This is a genomic window from Mesorhizobium sp. M0293 (genome assembly GCF_040321735.1).
Lineage (GTDB): Bacteria > Pseudomonadota > Alphaproteobacteria > Rhizobiales > Rhizobiaceae > Mesorhizobium.
In genome coordinates this window covers 66,952-84,629 of sequence record NZ_JAMYSA010000008.1, presented here as the reverse complement: position 1 = coordinate 84,629, position 17,678 = coordinate 66,952, and the positions used below count along the sequence as shown (strand labels likewise).

General features: G+C 62.8%; 14 protein-coding genes. 7 read left to right on the top strand and 7 right to left on the bottom strand.

The window, feature by feature from the left end:
• Window positions 1-40: 40 nt before the first annotated feature.
• Window positions 41-520, top strand: a complete 480-nt coding sequence (locus NKJ06_RS05600) for an EF-hand domain-containing protein (protein ID WP_352626837.1) — start codon at window positions 41-43, stop codon at window positions 518-520.
• A 38-nt stretch (window positions 521-558) separates the two neighbouring features.
• Here the strand turns inward: NKJ06_RS05600 and NKJ06_RS05595 are convergent, their stop codons facing one another.
• On the bottom strand, window positions 559-2,880 hold the full coding sequence (locus NKJ06_RS05595; RefSeq protein WP_352626839.1) for a PAS domain-containing sensor histidine kinase: 2,322 nt from the start codon (window positions 2,878-2,880) through the stop codon (window positions 559-561).
• 222 nt (window positions 2,881-3,102) lie between these two features.
• On the opposite strand from NKJ06_RS05595, the gene NKJ06_RS05590 reads away from it, so the two are divergent.
• Together NKJ06_RS05590 and NKJ06_RS05585 are read left to right on the top strand one after the other, a co-directional pair.
• On the top strand, window positions 3,103-3,399 hold the full coding sequence (locus tag NKJ06_RS05590) for a type II toxin-antitoxin system RelE/ParE family toxin (protein ID WP_352626840.1): 297 nt from the start codon (window positions 3,103-3,105) through the stop codon (window positions 3,397-3,399).
• Window position 3,400: 1 nt separating this feature from the next.
• Complete coding sequence (locus NKJ06_RS05585) at window positions 3,401-3,706, top strand: addiction module antidote protein (protein ID WP_352626842.1); 306 nt, start codon at window positions 3,401-3,403, stop codon at window positions 3,704-3,706.
• A gap of 24 nt (window positions 3,707-3,730) precedes the next feature.
• On the opposite strand, the gene pepN is transcribed toward NKJ06_RS05585, so the two are convergent.
• On the bottom strand, window positions 3,731-6,376 hold the full coding sequence (pepN, locus tag NKJ06_RS05580) for an aminopeptidase N (protein ID WP_352626843.1): 2,646 nt from the start codon (window positions 6,374-6,376) through the stop codon (window positions 3,731-3,733).
• Window positions 6,377-6,532: 156 nt separating this feature from the next.
• Here pepN and NKJ06_RS05575 point away from each other — a divergent pair, with 156 nt between their 5' ends.
• Together NKJ06_RS05575 and NKJ06_RS05570 are read left to right on the top strand one after the other, a co-directional pair.
• Window positions 6,533-8,839: a xanthine dehydrogenase family protein molybdopterin-binding subunit gene (locus NKJ06_RS05575; protein ID WP_352626845.1), complete on the top strand. Its 2,307-nt coding sequence runs from the start codon at window positions 6,533-6,535 to the stop codon at window positions 8,837-8,839.
• A gap of 71 nt (window positions 8,840-8,910) precedes the next feature.
• A complete protein-coding gene (locus NKJ06_RS05570; protein WP_352627307.1) occupies window positions 8,911-9,813 on the top strand; it encodes a DMT family transporter in 903 nt (300 codons plus the stop codon).
• Here the strand turns inward: NKJ06_RS05570 and NKJ06_RS05565 are convergent, their stop codons facing one another.
• From NKJ06_RS05565 to NKJ06_RS05555, 3 genes are all read right to left on the bottom strand, one after another.
• Entirely contained in the window at window positions 9,814-10,626 is an 813-nt protein-coding gene (locus NKJ06_RS05565; RefSeq protein ID WP_352626847.1) for a helix-turn-helix domain-containing protein, read from the bottom strand.
• A 134-nt stretch (window positions 10,627-10,760) separates the two neighbouring features.
• Complete coding sequence (locus NKJ06_RS05560) at window positions 10,761-11,627, bottom strand: uracil-DNA glycosylase (RefSeq protein WP_352626848.1); 867 nt, start codon at window positions 11,625-11,627, stop codon at window positions 10,761-10,763.
• 49 nt (window positions 11,628-11,676) lie between these two features.
• Window positions 11,677-12,321 (bottom strand): hypothetical protein, encoded by a 645-nt coding sequence (locus tag NKJ06_RS05555; RefSeq protein ID WP_352626850.1) that lies wholly within the window; start codon window positions 12,319-12,321, stop codon window positions 11,677-11,679.
• A gap of 219 nt (window positions 12,322-12,540) precedes the next feature.
• Here NKJ06_RS05555 and NKJ06_RS05550 point away from each other — a divergent pair, with 219 nt between their 5' ends.
• Both NKJ06_RS05550 and NKJ06_RS05545 read left to right on the top strand, forming a co-directional pair.
• Entirely contained in the window at window positions 12,541-14,220 is a 1,680-nt protein-coding gene (locus tag NKJ06_RS05550; RefSeq protein WP_352626852.1) for an electron transfer flavoprotein-ubiquinone oxidoreductase, read from the top strand.
• Between the two features lie 140 nt (window positions 14,221-14,360).
• Complete coding sequence (locus NKJ06_RS05545; RefSeq protein WP_352626854.1) at window positions 14,361-14,960, top strand: DUF922 domain-containing Zn-dependent protease; 600 nt, start codon at window positions 14,361-14,363, stop codon at window positions 14,958-14,960.
• A 4-nt stretch (window positions 14,961-14,964) separates the two neighbouring features.
• Here the strand turns inward: NKJ06_RS05545 and NKJ06_RS05540 are convergent, their stop codons facing one another.
• Together NKJ06_RS05540 and NKJ06_RS05535 are read right to left on the bottom strand one after the other, a co-directional pair.
• Complete coding sequence (locus tag NKJ06_RS05540; protein WP_352626857.1) at window positions 14,965-15,975, bottom strand: endonuclease/exonuclease/phosphatase family protein; 1,011 nt, start codon at window positions 15,973-15,975, stop codon at window positions 14,965-14,967.
• A gap of 100 nt (window positions 15,976-16,075) precedes the next feature.
• Window positions 16,076-17,539, bottom strand: a complete 1,464-nt coding sequence (locus tag NKJ06_RS05535; RefSeq protein ID WP_502899385.1) for an AMP nucleosidase — start codon at window positions 17,537-17,539, stop codon at window positions 16,076-16,078.
• Window positions 17,540-17,678: the final 139 nt, after the last annotated feature.

Below are 17,678 nucleotides of genomic sequence, written 5' to 3'. Positions count from 1 at the left end.
CGCTCTGGCATCGGGGGTGACGATGCAACAGGAGAAGACCATGAGAAAGTCAACCAAACTTGCCCTTGCCTTCGTAGCCTTGGCCGGCGCCGTCGGCACCACGGCCTATGCCGAAAACAATGCCAGCGCAAAAATACGTGAGGGCACGATGGTGCGCCTCAACAAGGCGATGAAGGATTCGAACGGCACCATCACCTTCGACCAGTTCTCCGACGCCATGAACGCACGGCTGAAGAAGCTCGTCGCCGACAATGGCGGCAAGCTGACTGTCGCCCAGCTTGCCGACGCGCTGGAGAAGGCGCGCTTCGAGCAGATGGCCAGACGCATTATCGCCCGCTACGACACCAAGGGCGACGGCACGCTGACGTCAGACGACATCACCAGTCGGGAGAAGAAAGTCTTTGCCATGCTCGACAGGAACAATGACGGCAAGGTCGAGAAGAGCGAACTGCCCAAAGGCGGCCGCTTTGATCGCCACCGTCAATGGGGCGGCGACGGCAACGACGGCAGTATGCAGTGAGGCTGCAGGCTCCGGCGGCGTCAGCCGGAGCCTGTTTGCTAGGCAGCGACCTTGATGGCTGGCGCGGCTTTCTTCACCGGAATGCGCACCGACACGATCGTGCCGACGCCTTCGGTCGAACGGATTTTCAGCGCGCCGCCCTGGAGCTCGGCCAGCGAGCGTGAGATGGCAAGGCCAAGGCCGGATCCGGCATGGCTCTTGGAGAACTGGTTTTGCACCTGTTCGAAAGGCCGGCCGAGCTTGCCGAGCGCGTCTTTCGGTATGCCGCAGCCATTGTCCTCGATCGTCAGCACCAGCGCGGCGGACGTGTTGCGGGCTCTGACCGATATGCGGCCACCCTGGCCGGTGAATTTCACCGCATTGGACAAAAGGTTGATGACGATCTGCTTGATCGCACGGCGATCGGCGACCAGCGTCAACGCGTCGGCGATGCGTGTTTCCACGGTGATCGCCTTTTGCGCCGCCTGCAGCGAGACGACGCGAACGGTCTCGCTGATCAGCGGGCCGAGGTCGATCTCTTCCCGGTCCAGCGAGAACTGGCCGGCCTCGATCTTCGACATGTCGAGAATGTCGTTGATGACCCCCAGCAGATATTTGCCGCTGCTGTTGATGTCGGTGGCGTACTCCTCGTAGCGCTCCGACCCGAGCGGACCGAACAGGCCCTGTTCCATCAGTTCGGAGAAGCCGATGATGGCGTTCAGCGGCGTGCGCAACTCATGCGACATGTTGGCCAGAAATTCGGATTTGGCCCGGTTCGCCGCTTCGGCGCGCTCGGTTTCCTTCATGTATTTGCGGTTGAGGTCGACCAGTTCGCGCGAGCGCTCCTCTTCGGCCCGGCGGGCGAGACTGAGATCATGGATCGTCGCCATAAGCCGGCGTTCGCTGTCGACCAGCTTCTCCTGGTGCAGCTTGATCTGGGTAATGTCGGATCCAACCGAAACGATGCCACCGTCCCGGGTCGTCAGTTCGTTGACCTGCAGCCAGCGGCCATCGGCCAGCTGCCGCTCGAAGGTGGCGCCACCTTGCAGTCCGCTGGTGTTGGCAAGCCGCCGCTCGGAAGCAAAGGCTTGCATGCGTTCTTCAAGAGCCGCGCGTGTGACGCCCGGCATCACGTCGCGGTCCGAAAGCCCATTGTCCTGCTGGTACTTGGAATTGCACATGATCAGGCGCTGCGCCGAGTCCCACAGCACGAAGGATTCGTTGATGTTCTCGATCGCGGTCCTGAGGCGAAGGTCGGCCGCCTCGGAACGCAGCGCCAGATGACGCTGTTCGGTGACGTCGACGGCGATGCCGATCAGCTGGATCTCCGGCGCTTCCGGATCGATGACCTGCGCCCGTGCGCGCATCCAGACCCATTGGCCGTCGGCATGCCGCATCCGGAACACCTGGTCGATGTGGTCGATCTCGCGTGCGACGATTCTGTTGGCAAGCTCGAACAGGTCGCCGTCCTCGGGATGGATGATCTGATCGACCTCGCCGAAGGACAGCATCGTGTCGCAGGGCTTGTAGCCGAGCATATCGTACATCGAGCGCGACCAGTACATCTTGCCGCGCACCATGTCCCAGTCCCACAGGCCGCAGCGGCCGCGAACCAGTGCCATGTCGATGCGCTGATGCGCTTCGAGGTAGATGCGGTCAGCCGCCTGTGCGCGCGCTGCCTGGCCGAAATAGGCGTAGAGGATGATAATCAGTACGCCGGCCGTCAGCACGAACAGGGTGACGTTCATCGAAACCGTCTTGCGCCAGGCATCGAAAACCGCGTCCTGCGGCACCAGCGCCGCCGATGCGCCCTTTCCACCATTCGCCAGGCTGACCGCCGCATACCAGTCCCGTCCGTCGATGTTGACTTCCATGACGCCGGCACGATCGCCGAACATGAACAAGGGCTGGCCGCCCTCGACGAGGCCGTCGAGCGAATGGCCCTGCCATGGCATCGAGCGCGGTGTCACCGCGACTATTCTGAAAGCACTGTCGGTGATGACGAGCACATGGCTGCGGCCCATCGCGCCCTGACGGCTGGTGGTCTCCAGCAGATCCTGGATGGCGCCGGGCACCGTGTCCGAAGTGGTGGCGAGCGAACTGGCCAGCTGGCCGGCCGCCAGCGTTAGGATTGCCTTGGCATTGCGTTCGACATCGTCGCGCTCGTTCATCAGCGACAGCACGCGCAGCGCCGCGATGACGATCAGGAAAGTAATGATGAGGACGGGTATCGATCGGCGCAACAGCGGCTCGGCGGCCAGCAGCCGCCGGTAGGCCGGTTCGGCGATGAGCCGCGTATTCCCGGCAAGGCCGTCGCTTCGCGTCTCGCGATGCGCAAAAGCCGTCCCTCCGGGCGCGCCCCACGCGTCCGCCTTCGCCATAAATGGCACTCCCCGAATTTGCCTATGCTGCTTGGTGATCCGGCAAACGCCGCACATCCGAATCGTCAGTAAAGAATCAAAGGTGATTCGCCTTGTCCAGTGGTCCGGCGAAAAAAGATTAAAAATCGACTAAAATAATGCCGAAACGGCCCAATGCCTTCTGGCGCGCGACCGTCTCTCTGGGTTGCTTGACAAGTTGTAGTTTATAAACTACATTTCCCTATGATCGATCTGAAGCAGACCGAAACGTTCCGAAAGTGGTGGACGCGGCTAAGGGATGAGCGCGCCCGAGGTGCGATCTTTGCTCGGCTTGACCGTCTTGCCTATGGGCACCCGGGAGATGTCGAGCCCGTGGGGGAAGGGATAAGCGAGTTGTGCATCCACTACGGCCCCGGCTACCGCGTCTATTTTCAGAAGCGGGGGAGCACGATCATCGTCCTCCTGTGCGGCGGCGATAAAGGCACCCAGAAGAAGGACATCGCGACGGCGAAACGTCTGGCAAAAGAATGGAGTGAATGACATGGCTGAAAAACTGACAACCTTTGATCCGGCCGAAGGCTTGACCTCCGACGAGGCGATTGCGGCATTCATGGCGGAAGCATTTGCTTCCGAAGATTCCGGCTATATCGCGCATGCGCTGGGGGTCGTAGCCCGCGCCAAAGGCATGGCCCAGATAGCGAGCCAGACGGGACTTTCGCGTGAACAGCTTTATCGCTCGTTCAGTGAGAACGGCAATCCAACCCTGAAAACGACGATTGCCGTGATGAAGGCGCTTGGGATCGAGTTGACCGCAAAGCCCCAATCCCATCAGCCGGGACTGGTTTAACGGGTGCTTGAAGAGATTGCGCATTCACGCCAGTGTGCGCTCGACGATATCCCTCAGATCAGCCGACAGGTTTTCGGCGTTGGCGATAGAAAGCAGCGCTTCCCGGGCCTTGGCCTGCCGCAGAGGTTCCAGCGAACGCCACGATCTGAGCGCCGTCGCCAACCTTGCCGCCACTTGCGGGTTGCGCTTTTCGACCTCGAGCACCGTTTGCGAAAAGAACCGGTAGCCTTCGCCGTCAGCACGATGGAAGCCGGTCTGGTTGGCGCTGGAGAAGGTGCCGATCAACGAGCGCACCCGGTTTGGGTTGCCCACCGAGAAGGCCGGATGACTGGTCAGGGCCCGCACAGTGTCGACGGTCTGCGGTCCTGGAACGCTGGCCTGGATCTGGAACCATTTGTCCATGACCAGCGGGTCGGAGCCATAAATCGTCTCGAAAGCCGCCAGCGCCTCGATCGCCTCGGGCGAACCGTGGTGACGATGCGCGAGCACGGCAAGCGCTGCCGCGCGGTCGGTCATGTTGGTCGCGGACTGGAAATGCCCGGCGGCGAGTGCTGCTCCACCCGGCTGCAGCGATAGATAATCGAGCAGGGTGTTGCGCAAGGCGCGTCGTCCGGCGCTTGCCGCGTCGGGGCTGAACGCCGCCTTGTCGGCGAGGCTGAGGTAGAGGACCGAAAAAGCGTCCCGGTTGGCGGTACCGATTGCCAGCGCCAGCGTCTGGCGAGCCGCATAGATGGCATCGGGGTCGATATTCCTGCCGATGTCGCGGGCAATGTCGGCTTCGCCCGGCAATGCCAGCGCCAGTGCACGATAGGCAGGCTCCAGCGTCTCGTCGCCGGCGATGCTGCCGGCGAGCTCGGTCAGCCGCGATGCAAAGGCCGGCTGCTTGCCGCCGAGGATCTCGCGGAAGGCAGCAATCAGGGCATCGGTCAGCAATGTGTTGAAGGCCTGCCAGCGCGAGAAGGCGTCGCTGTCATGGCGGGCGAGGAAGAACTGGTCGTCGGCTTTCTGCTCGACCGAAAGCGTCACCGGCGCCGAAAAGCCGCGGTTGAGCGACACGGCCGGGCGCTCGGCGACGCCTGAAAACCGCACCATGTGGCGGCGCTTGCGGACATGGATGACGCCGTCCTCGACGCTGGCGCCCTCGACGCCGCTATATTCCACGGCCTTGCCGCCGGCGCCGATCAGGCCGAAGGCGAGCGGGATGTGCATCAGCCGCTTGCGGCTTTCGGAGGGTGTCGGCGGCACCGACTGCTCGATTTCGAGCGTGAATTCTTGCGCGGCCGGATTGTGGGTCGAACTGATTGTCAAATTGGGGGTGCCCGCCTGATGATACCAGAGCGCGAACTGCGACAGGTCGCGGCCGGACGCATCCTCGAACACCTTGATGAAATCCTCGATCGTCGCCGCGTCACCGTCGTGCCGCTCGAAATAGAGGTCCATGCCTGCGCGAAAGACGTCGGGCCCGAGAATCGTGCGGATCATGCGCACCACTTCGGAGCCCTTCTCGTAGACCGTCGCCGTGTAGAAATTGTTGATCTCGCGGTAGCGGTGCGGCCGTACCGGATGCGCCAGCGGGCCCTGGTCCTCGGGAAACTGGTGGGCGCGCAAGGTGCGCACTTCGGCGATCCGCTTGACCGCTCGCGAGCGCTGGTCGGCGGAGAATTCGTGGTCGCGGAAGACCGTCAGGCCTTCCTTCAGGCAGAGCTGGAACCAGTCGCGGCAAGTGATTCTGTTGCCTGTCCAATTGTGGAAATACTCGTGCGCAATGATTGCCTCGATATTGGCGAAATCAGCGTCCGTCGCGGTCTCGTGATCGGCCAGCACATATTTGTCGTTGAAGATGTTAAGGCCCTTGTTCTCCATCGCGCCCATGTTGAAGTCGGACACGGCGACGATGTTGAAGACGTCGAGATCGTATTCCCGGCCGAACGCTTCCTCGTCCCATTTCATCGACCGCTTCAGGGCGTTCATCGCGTAGCCGGCCAGCTTCTCCTTGCCGGGCTCGACATAGATGCCGAGCTCGACCGTGCGGCCGGACAGGGTGACGAAACTGTCGGCGAGCTGGCCGAGATGGCCAGCCACCAGCGCGAACAGGTAGGACGGCTTGGGGAAGGGGTCGTGCCATCTGGCATAGTGCCAGCCGTCGCCCAGATCGCCTCTGTCGAGCGGGTTGCCGTTGGACAGAAGCAGCGGCGCCTCGTCACGCAGCGCTTCGATCCGCACCGTGTAGACGGACAGGATGTCGGGCCGATCGAGGAAATAGGTGATGCGGCGAAAGCCTTCGGCCTCGCACTGCGTGCAGTAGACATTGCTCGAGCGGTAGAGGCCCATCAGGGCTTCGTTGCCCGCCGGCGCCAGCTCGGTCTCGATCAACAACTGGAAGCGATTTGCGGCCGGCGGCTTGAGGATGGTCAGCTGGTCTGGGCTCGCCAGCAGATCCGCCGGTTTCACCTTCTTGCCGTCGATCTCGATGCGCTTGAGCGTCAGGCCGTCACCGTCGAGCACCAATGGTGCCGACGCGGATACGCCGTCACGTCGCTCGACGGTAAGGAAGGCGGTGACGCGCGTTGCGTCTGGCGAAAGGCGGAAGGTGAGGTTGGTTTGCGGAATGAGGTAGTCGTTGGGGCGATAGTCTTCGAGCTTGAAGACCTGGCCGGTGTCCGTGCGCATTCCGTGGGTTTTCCTGTCGATTGCGTTGGTGGCGGATTGTGTCCGCTGGTCCAAGAAATTTGAAGTCCGCGCTCTTTACACGAAACGGCCCCTCGACAAAACTAAGGCAATGCCTATTTCAGGCGTTCCTTCTCCCGGCATCATCACGAGGCATCCATGACCGTCGTCACACCGAAATTCGGCATGGGCGCATCCGTGCTGCGGCGCGAGGATGCTGCCTTCATCCAGGGGCAGGGCCGCTATACCGACGACATCCAGCCGGCTGGCGTGCTGCACGGCTATGTCCTGCGCTCGCCGGTCGCCAAGGCCAGCTTCACCATCGGTTCGACCGAGGCGGCGAAGGCGGCACCAGGCGTCCAGCTGGTGCTGACCGGCAAGGACCTTGCCCATCTCGGCGATCTCAAATCCGGCGTCATGCAGGAACAGCCGGACGGCACCAAGGCGCCGACGCGCGACATCCCCATCCTGTGCCGCGACCGGGTCCACTATGTCGGCGATGCCGTTGCCTTCGTCGTCGCCGACAGCCGTGCCTTGGCGCAGGATGCCGCTGAACTGATCGACGTCGACTATGACAGCGAAGATGCGGCCTCTGGTACGGCAACGGCACTTGCCGAAGGCACGCCGCTGGTCTGGCCGGAACTCGGTTCCAACCGCGCCTTCAGCTACCACATGGGCGACAAGAAGAAGACCAACGCGGCTTTCGCCAAAGCCGCCCATGTCACCCGCATCGACTTCGTCAACAACCGGCTGGTGTGCAACTACATGGAACCGCGGTCCGCGATCGGCGAGTGGAACGTAGAGGAGAACCGCTTCGTGCTGACCACGGGGTCGCAGGGCGTGCATTCCATGCAGTACATCCTGGCCGGCCTGTTCAAGATCAAGAAGGCTCAGCTGCGCGTCATCACGCCCGATGTCGGCGGCGGTTTCGGGCCGAAAAGTTTCGTCTACCGCGAGTATCCGCTGGTGCTGGAGGCGGCAAAGCGGCTTGGCCGCCCGGTCAAATGGGCGGGCGATCGCACCGAACACTTCCTCACCGATGCGCAAGGGCGCGACAATTTCGTGACGGCCGAGATGGCGCTGGACAAGGACGGCCGCTTCCTTGGCATGAAGGTGGATCTGCTCGCCAACATCGGCGCCTATATCTCGCAATACGGTCCCTTTATCCCCTATATCGGCGTCACCATGTCGACCGGCGTCTATGACATCCAGGCGCTCGACGTCTCAGTCACCGGCCTCTACACCAACACCTGCCCGGTCGATGCCTATCGCGGCGCCGGCCGGCCGGAAGCAGCGTTCCTGCTGGAAAAGCTTGTCGATGCCTGTGCCCATGATCTCAGCCTGCCTGTCGAGGAGATCCGGCGCCGCAACTTCATCCGGCCTGAGCAGTTTCCCTACCGCACCCAAACCGGCCGCCTCTACGACACCGGTGAATTCGAAGGCCATATGGAGCGTGCCATCGAACGCTCCGAATGGAAAGCGTTCCCGGCGCGGCTGGCGCAGTCGAAAGCCGGCGGCAAGATCCGAGGCCTCGGCATGGCGACCTATATCGAGGCTTGCGCTTTTCCCGGGTCGGAACCGGCCTTTGTCGAACTCAATGGCGACGGCACGGTGACGCTGAAGATCGGCACCCAGACCAACGGGCAGGGGCACGCCACCGCCTATGCGCAGTTCCTGTCGGAAAAGCTCAACCTCGACATCGACAAGATCCATGTCCGCCAGGGCGATACGGACGAGCTGAAGGCCGGCGGCGGCACCGGAGGTTCGCGCTCCATTCCGCTGGGGGGTGTATCAGCTTCCCGCGCGGGCGAGGATCTGGCCCACAAGATCAAGCGCATCGCTGCCGATGAGCTGGAAGCCTCGGCCGGCGACATCGAGCTGTCTGATGGCGCTGCCCGCATCGTCGGCACCGATCGCTCGATCGATTTTTCCACCATCGCCAAGGCCGCCAAGACGCCGGATGATCTCAAAGGGTTCGGCGAGTTCGTGCAGGACGAGTGCACCTACCCGAACGGCACCCATATCTGCGAGGTCGAGATCGACCCCGACACCGGCGCCACCGAGATCGTCCGCTACACCATCGTCGACGATTTTGGCGTCACCGTGAACCCGATCCTGCTTGCCGGCCAGGTGCACGGCGGCGTCGTGCAAGGCATCGGCCAGGCACTGATCGAAGACACGATCTATAGCGAGGACGGACAGCTTTTGACGGCGAGCTACATGGACTACGCCATGCCGCGCGCCGACAATTTCCCGTTCTTCCATTTCGAGACCCGCAACGTGCCTTCGACAACAAATGCGCTCGGCATCAAGGGGGCAGGCGAGGCCGGCACCATCGGCTCGACCCCGGCCGCACTCAACGCGGTCACCGACGCGCTCTGGCGCGCGTATGGCGTCAGGCACATCGACATGCCGGCGACGCCTGCGCGCATCTGGGCAACGATCCGGGAAGCTATGGGAGCGTGACAGCCAGCCCCGGCAACCCATCATCCACAGCCAGCGATCATGCTGGCGGGCACAATACGCTCACCGGCATCATGCTCAAAATCGTGTCGGTGGCGGTCTTCGTTGGCATGCAGACCTGCATCAAAGCCGCGGGCACCGTGCCGGCGGGTCAAATCGTCTTCTTCCGTTCGTTCTTCGCCATCTTCCCGATCATCGCCTTTCTGGCTTTCAGGCGAGAACTTGGCACTGCGTTCACCACCAAGCGTCCATTCAATCACATCGCCCGCGGCCTTGTCGGCGTCTGCGCCATGGGGCTTGGCTTTTTCGCGTTGACCCGGCTGCCGCTGCCGGAGGCGATCACCCTGAACTACGCACAGCCGCTGCTTGTGGTGGTGTTCAGCTCGATCTTTCTCGGTGAAGCCATCCGTGTCTATCGCTGGAGCGCGGTTGCGGTCGGTCTGGTCGGTGTGCTGATCATTTCGTGGCCGGAATTGACGCTGCTCAGTTCCGACCAGGCGCTCGACGACCAGGAGGTGCTTGGCGTCATTGCCGCCCTCGTCGCCGCGGCGATTTCGGCCGTCGCCATGCTTCTGGTGCGCAACCTCGTGCAAAGCGAACGCACCGCCACCATCGTGCTGTGGTTTTCGGTGACGGCGAGCGTCATGTCGCTATTATCGCTGCCGTTCGGCTGGCTGGCACTGACGCCGCTCCAGGCGGCTCTTCTGGTTGCCGCCGGCTTCTGCGGCGGCCTCGGCCAGATCCTTTTGACGGCGGCATATCGCCATGCCGAGGCCTCGGTGGTGGCGCCGTTCGAATACACCTCGATGATCCTCGGCGTCGTCGTCGGTTATCTTGTCTTCGGCGACGTCGCCACGCTGAACATGCTCGTCGGCGGCCTGATCGTCGTCGCCGCCGGAATATTCATCATCTGGCGCGAACGCCAGCTTGGCCTGGAGCGCACCCGCACCCGCAAGGCATCTTTGCCTGAAGGGTGATTACGACAGCTCGGCCCGCTCCTTCGCCAATCGCACGAGCACCGTCCTCGTCTGCTCATCGGCCGGGAAAAACGATTCGATCGCCAGTTCCGACAACGTCACATCGAGCGGCGTGCCGAACACGGTGATGGTGCTGATGAACGATAGCACTTGATCGCCATGCGCCAGCCTGAGCGGGTGCACGATGGCATTCGGCTCGACCGGCGCTGGCCGGCTGCCTTTCAAGCCGGACGGGTAGCTGCGCAGCTCGCGCTCCAGGTCGACCAGCACCGGGTCGCCGCTGGCATCATTCTGGTGTTTGAGGCGCTCGAGCAGATGCGTCCGCCATTCCTGGAGATTGACGATGCGTGGTGCGATGCCGCCGGGATGCAGGCTGAGACGAAGCACGTTGACCGGCGGCGCCAGCAGCGAAGCCTCGCCGACATCGGCAAGGAAGGGAGCGATGGCGGCGTTGGCCGAAACCAGGTTCCAATGGCGGTCGACAGCCAGTGCCGGGAACGGTTCATGCCCCTTGAGCACGATCTCGACCGCCGCCATCGCCGGCGCCAGTGTCGCGTCGCCAAGCGAGCGCTCGCCGAAGCTGGGGGCAAAGCCCGCGGCGAGCAGCAGCTGGTTGCGCTGCCGGAGCGGGATCGACAGCTGCTCAGCCAGATGAAGCACCATGTCGCGCGAGGGCGCGGCCCGGCCACTCTCGACGAAGCTCAGATGTCGCTGCGATATCTCGGCCTCGATGGCGAGATCGAGTTGGCTCATACGGCGGCGCGTGCGCCATTCGCGGATAAGGCTGCCGGCGGAGATTTGGGCTGTTGTCATGGGGGATGACTAGGCCGACGCTGGGCGTATTTCAATTACCTCTGAGGTCATAGTTCTTGCCTGGGCTCGCCTATCAACATTGGCGAAAGCCAAGGTGACGGCCGATCTCCCCCACGAGGGGGGAGATTGGCCAATCACCCAAGCCCACGCAATTTCGCCTTCACCTCGAGGAAATCCCGCCACGCCAGTTTCTTGTGCGACGGGGTTCGCAGCAGATACGCGGGATGCAGCGTCGGCATGGCGGGAATGGAGATGCCGGATGCCGTCGTGTGGACGCGCCAATTGCCGCGCAGCCGCAGGATGCCTTCCGAGGTGTTGAGCAAGGTCTTTGCCGACGGGCCGCCAAGGTTGATCAGCACCTTCGGATTGACCAGTTCGATCTGCCGCTCGATGAATGGCCGGCAGATCTCGGTTTCGTGCGGCGTCGGCGTGCGATTGCCCGGCGGCCGCCACGGAATGACGTTGGCGATGTAAACCGAGGTCCGGTCGAGCCCAATCGCCGCCAGCATGCGGTCGAGCAGCCGGCCCGAGCGGCCGACGAAGGGCAGTCCCTCTATGTCCTCGTCGCGGCCCGGCGCCTCGCCGACCAGCATCACGGCGGCTTCCGGGTTGCCGTCGGCGAACACAAGGTTCTTGGCCGTGGCTTTGAGATTGCAGCCGTCGAACGCCGCCATGTGCTGGCGAAGCTCGTCCAGGGTCATTGCCGTCGTTGCCAGCTGGCGGGCCAGTGCCGCTTGCGCTTCGTCGGGAACCGTGGCCGACGGTGCGCGCGCAACGGGCGCATTCGGTCTGTCGCCCGCTTCGAGGCGATTCGTCGAACGCTGCGGTGCGGCGGTGTCGCCCGAAGGCGCCGCGGTCGGCGCGCGCTCCAATGATTTTGGCGCAACCTCGGCGAACCGGTTCACCGGCTGGTCTTCAAGCGCCTCGTCAACGCCCACGCTGGCATAAAAGGCCAGCAGGTCGGCGATGTCAGGTCTGTTGTTGGGGGAAGCGGCAGTCATGCCGGCACATTCGTCCGCGTGGCGGCAATTTGCAAGGCTAGCCGCTTCTCTACCCCGTTGGTATGCGCGGATCCTGCACCAGATAGAAGGTCCATCTGGGCGTGTAGTCGGTCATCAGGAATTCGAACCTGGCTGTTTTCAACGGGTCGACCTTGCCGTTCCTGAACAGCAATCGGTCATAGGGTTCGAAATCGCGATCGAAATCGGCGAAATTGCTCGACCAGATATTGTCAGGCGTCTTGTTGCGCTGGTCGAACGAAAGCCCGTCGCCGAACACGCTCGGCCGGTTCAGGATTTCCTGCAGCTCGAACTGGAATTCGATCCAGGCCTGGCCACTGTTGTTGAGCACGTCGATGCGCATATACATGATGCCGTTGGCGAATTCGCCGGCCGGACCGTAAGCCTGGATCGGCTTTGTCGTGCGGATGGTCAGCGTCACTGGCGTTGACGAATTCAGCTCTTCGGTGATGACCAGCGGATCGTCCTTCGTTCCGATGCCTGAAGCGCCGGTTATGTGGAAGCCGCCAAGCTCGTCGGAGAAGGAGTAGGCCCCGGCCGCCCAGACCTTCACTTCGTCCGCGAAAGCGTGACCCGGTGCCAGCACCAGAAGGGCCAAAAGGAGCGCCCGGCAGACCCGGCCGGGCGTGAAAAGAAAGCGCGTGGATGAAAAGCCGGCTGGCCCAGGAATGCGCATGGCGTGAAGTATGGCCGATAAGCAAGCCGTCGAACAATTAAAAACGTCAGCGCCGAGGGCCATGCCGGACGAAAACAGCCGCCCAGCCTCGCAATGCGCGACTTTTTGGCCAAAACGGCATTGTCACGTATGCGCCGGTTTCCTGTCGCCGATTGATGCGCTATGCAGCGCAGGAGCCAGCTAGATACCCGAATGGGATAAGCCAGTGCGGAGGGGTTGATGAGCGACATCGAACGCGAAAGCATGGAATTCGACGTGGTTATCGTCGGCGCCGGCCCGGCCGGCCTCGCCGCCGCCATCCGCCTCAAGCAGGTCAATCCCGAGTTGTCGGTCGTCGTCCTGGAAAAGGGCGGCGAGGTCGGCGCCCATATCCTCTCCGGCGCCGTCGTCGATCCGATCGGTATCGACCGGCTCTTGCCGGGCTGGCGCGACGAGGACGGTCATCCTTTCAAGACGCCGGTCACGGCGGACCATTTCCTCGTCCTTGGCCCTGCCGGCTCGTTCCGTCTGCCCAACATCCTGATGCCGCCGCTGATGAACAATCACGGCAATTACATCGTCTCGCTTGGCAATGTCTGCCGCTGGCTGGCTGGTAAGGCCGAGGCGCTCGGCGTCGAGATCTATCCCGGCTTTGCCGCCGCCGGCCTCATCTACAATGAAGAAGGTGCCGTCACCGGTGTCGTCACCGGCGACATGGGAGTCGAGAAGGACGGCACGCATGGCCCAGGCTTTGCGCCCGGCATGGCGCTGATGGGCAAATATGTGCTGATCGGCGAGGGCGCGCGCGGCTCGCTCGCCAAGCAGCTGATCGCCAAATACAAGCTTTCCGACGGCCGCGAGCCCGGCAAATACGGCATCGGCCTCAAGGAACTCTGGCAGGTCAAGCCGGAGAACCACAGGCCTGGCCTGGTCCAGCATTCCTTCGGCTGGCCGCTTGACATGAAGACCGGCGGCGGCTCCTTCCTCTACCATCTGGAGGACAATCAAGTGGCGGTCGGTTTCGTCCTCCACCTCAATTACAAGAACCCTTGGCTGTCGCCGTTCGACGAATTCCAGCGCTTCAAGACCCATCCGGCAATCAGCGGCACCTTCGAGGGCGCCAAGCGCCTGGGCTATGGCGCGCGCGCCATCACCGAAGGCGGCTGGCAGTCGGTGCCGAAACTCTCCTTCCCCGGTGGCGCGCTGATGGGCTGCGCAGCTGGCTTCGTCAACGTGCCGCGCATCAAGGGCTCGCACAATGCCGTGCTGTCCGGCATGCTGGCGGCCGAGCATGTCGCCGAAGCGATCGGTGCTGGGCGCGCCAATGACGAGCTTTCCTCCTACGAGGCGGCCTGGCGGGCGACCGACATCGGCAAGGACCTGAAGAGGGTGCGCAACGTCAAGCCGCTATGGTCGCGCTTCGGCACCATCGTCGGTGTCGGCCTCGGCGGCCTCGATATGTGGCTGAACACGCTGTTCGGTATCTCGCCCTTCGGCACTCTGAAGCATGGCAAGGCCGACTATGCAACGCTCGAGCCTGCAGCCCAGCACAAGAAGATCGCCTATCCGAAGCCCGATGGCGTTTTGACCTTCGACCGGCTGTCCTCGGTGTTCCTGTCCAACACCAATCATGAGGAAAACGAACCAGTCCATCTGCTTGTCGGCGACATGGAGCTGCAGAAACGGTCCGAACACGATGTCTTTGCGGGACCCTCGACACGCTATTGTCCTGCCGGTGTCTACGAGTGGGTCGACAAGGACGGCAACGCGGCCGCCGATCCCGCGGCCAAGGACGTGCGCTTCGTCATCAACGCGCAGAACTGCGTCCACTGCAAGACATGCGATATCAAGGACCCGAACCAGAACATCAACTGGGTGCCGCCACAAGGCGGCGAAGGCCCGGTCTACCAAGGTATGTAAGCCACGCGTTGGCCGGACCGTCTCGGCCGCCGCAAGCAAAATGTCGGCGAAGGCCCGGTCCACCGGGGCATGTGAAATATTAGAACTGTTGAAACTGCCACGCGCTTATGGTTCCATTGCCTGACGAAGGGAGATGGCCAATGCGCGTGGCGGTTCTGGCATGCCTTATGGCGATCGGCGCGGTGTGCGGTTCCGCTCCGGCGGCGTCGGCCGGCACCAAGGTGCTGGTCAAGACGCGGACCTATGACATCACCGGGACCACGGGGCTGGCGCTGATGAAGGCGATGGACCGCAAGGGGCCGAAGCACGGCTTCATGACGCACGCTATCGCGCAGACCGGCTATACCGTGGATTGGGACCTTGACGCCGGCCAGGACAATGGCTTCTGCCGTCTGCGGCGCGCCAACGGCACGCTCAATCTCTTTTACACGTTTCCGCATGTCGCCTCGGCCACCGCGCCGGCGCTCCAGAAGCGTTGGACACGGTTCTTCGCCGGCGTCCGCGCCCACGAAGAAACCCATGGCCGTCTCGCCAGGGAGATGATGCGCGCCACTGAAAGATCGATCTCCGGCCTCAGGATTGCCGACGACCGGTCCTGCTACAAGACACGCCACGAGGCGCAGCGGCGTATCAGAGCCACCTATGCCGCATATGAGGCGAAGCAGATCGCTTTCGACGCCCGCGAGCATCGCGACGGTGGCCATGTCGAACATCTCGTCACCGCTTTGATCAAGCCTTGATCTTTTAGCCTGGCGTCTTGCCGGTCTGGACTATCGCAGCCGTCGCGGTTTCATGCTCATCGACCGGCTTCTGTTGTGCCAGCCTGAGCGAGAATTCCACCATGACCGGCAGGTGGTCCGAGCCGGTGTCCTCCAGCCGTGTCGCGGAATGAATGGTCACGCCGCCCTTGCTGAAAACCTGGTCGATCGGCAGGCCGGCGAAGCGCCGCAGAACATCCGGCAGCTTGATGTGGATCCAGGTTGGCCCGGCGGACGGCATGACGGTCAGCCCGCCGAGCAAGGCGACGCGCCGTACGGCGGCACTCCACGGCACGGCGTTGCAGTCGCCCGCCATGATGGCCGTCTCGCCAAGCGCGGAGAGCTGCTCGGTGAGTTCACCGATTTGCCAGTACTGCTCGCGTGGCCAAGGCCAGCTGAGATGGATCGCGGCGACATCGATATCGATGCCGCCGAAGTCGACGGTCGCTGTCGCCATGGCGCCGCGCCGTTCGCAATGCGCCTCGGTGCCGGCGGCAAAGGGCCGCCGCGAGAGCAGCGCGACACCGAATATGCCGTTGGGATAAGGGCAGAGGATCCGGTAGGGATACGCGCTGCTGATATAGCCAAGCTCGGTCGTCCACATCGCTGACACCTCGTCGAGGGTGATCACGTCGGGATTGGTCCGGCCGATCAGCGACAGCACCTTCTTCGGCGTTGGATTGTCGTAGCGCAGGTTCATCTGCAGCAGCTTGTAGATCGCCCGATCTTCGTTCTTGGCTTCATAGGCAGCCTGAACCGGCCATGGACTGGGCAAAGCGTTCAAGGTCGTGGCAAAGGCCGCCACGGCAAAAAGCAGTGCCACGGCCGCTTGCAGGCGAAATGTCGTGGCCAGCAGCGGCAGCGCGCAAAGCGCCATCAGCACGGCAAAGTGGACGCGAAAATGCGAGAAGGAATCGAAGGCCGGATGCAGCGTTCCGAAAAATCCGGCCACCAGCGTGATCGAACAGGCGAGCATTGCCAGGAATGCAACCGACATCAGCAATGTCCCGAAGCTCGCTCTCTCCATGCCGCCTGCTTATCGGCAGAAATGCGGCCCAATCAAGATGACGAAATGCTCGGGCAGCGCACAGATCGTCCTACTGGAACGCCGTCTCCGAAAAACTTCTGAGCTTGCGCGAATGCAGCCGCTCCATCGGCATTTCCGCAAGCTTCTCCATAGCCCTGATGCCGATGGTCAGATGCTGCGCCACCTGGCGCTTGTAGAATTCGGTCGCCATGCCGGGCAGCTTCAGTTCGCCATGCAGTGGTTTGTCCGAAACGCACAGCAGGGTGCCGTAAGGAACGCGGAAGCGGAAGCCATTGGCGGCGATGGTCGCCGATTCCATGTCGAGCGCGATCGCACGCGACTGCGACAGCCTCTGTACCGGGCCGCGCTGGTCGCGCAGTTCCCAGTTGCGATTGTCGATGGTGGCGACGGTGCCGGTGCGCATGATGCGCTTCAAGTCATAGCCGGACAGGCCGGTGACCTCGGCGACGGCTTCCTGCAACGCCACCTGGATCTCGGCCAGCGGCGGGATCGGCACCCAGACCGGAAGATCGTCGTCGAGGACGTGATCCTCCCGCACATAGGCATGCGCCAGCACATAGTCGCCCAGCGCCTGGGTATTGCGCAGTCCGGCGCAGTGGCCAAGCATCACCCAGGCATGCGGTCTCAGCACGGCAATGTGGTCGGTAATCGTTTTGGCGTTGGAGGGCCCGACGCCGATATTGACCATGGTGATGCCGCCATGGTTCGGCTTTTTCAGGTGATAGGCCGGCATTTGCGGCAGGCGCGGCGGTGCGACGCCTTCGCTGGGTGCGCTTTGCCCGACCCAGGTGATGACATTGCCTGGCTCGACGAACTCGGTGTATCCGTCGCCGCCATTGGCCATCAGGTCGCGGGCGCGGGCAACGAATTCGTCGATGTAAAACTGGTAATTGGTGAACAGCACGAAGTTCTGGAAATGCTGCGGCGTGGTCGCCGTATAGTGCGACAGGCGATGCAGCGAATAGTCGATGCGCTGCGCCGTGAAGGGCGCCAACGGTCTCGGCTCGCCGAAGGCCACTTCAAAAGTGCCGTTGGCGATCTGGTCGTCGGTGCCGTCGAGATCCGGCACGTCGAACAGGTCGCGGATCGGCCGCTTGATGCGCTCGGCCGCCGCGCCGTCGACATGGGTGCCTTCGAGAAAGGCGAAATGCAGCGGGATCGGCGTGGTCGATTCCGACACCGTGACCGCAACCCCATGATTGCGCATGATCAGGCGCAATTGCTCGACAAGGTAGCTTTCAAACAGGCTCGGCTGGGTGATGGTGGTCGAAAAATGCCCGGGCGTCGGCATATGGCCATAGGCCTGGCGCGAGTCGATCTGGGTGAACGAGTTGGTGGTGACGCCGATCTCCGGGTAGAAGGCCCGGTAGCGCTTGCCATTGTCGCCGCCCGCCGCCGCCAGCTCCGCAAAGGAGTCGCGCAGGAACTTGGTGTTGCGGTCGTAAAGCGCCTGCAGTGCCGCGACGGCCTTTTCGGCGCTATCAAAGCTTTGCCGGCCAAAAGGCTCCGGCATGACGACAGATTCGATGGCTTGAGGGTAGATTCGCTTTTCCATGGCTTAATATAGAGACTTGGATCGGCACTTGGGAGGGGTGTCGCGACCGAAGGCGGCCAAAGCGTCTTTTTTCTTTCCGTTGCATGTCGCGGAATAA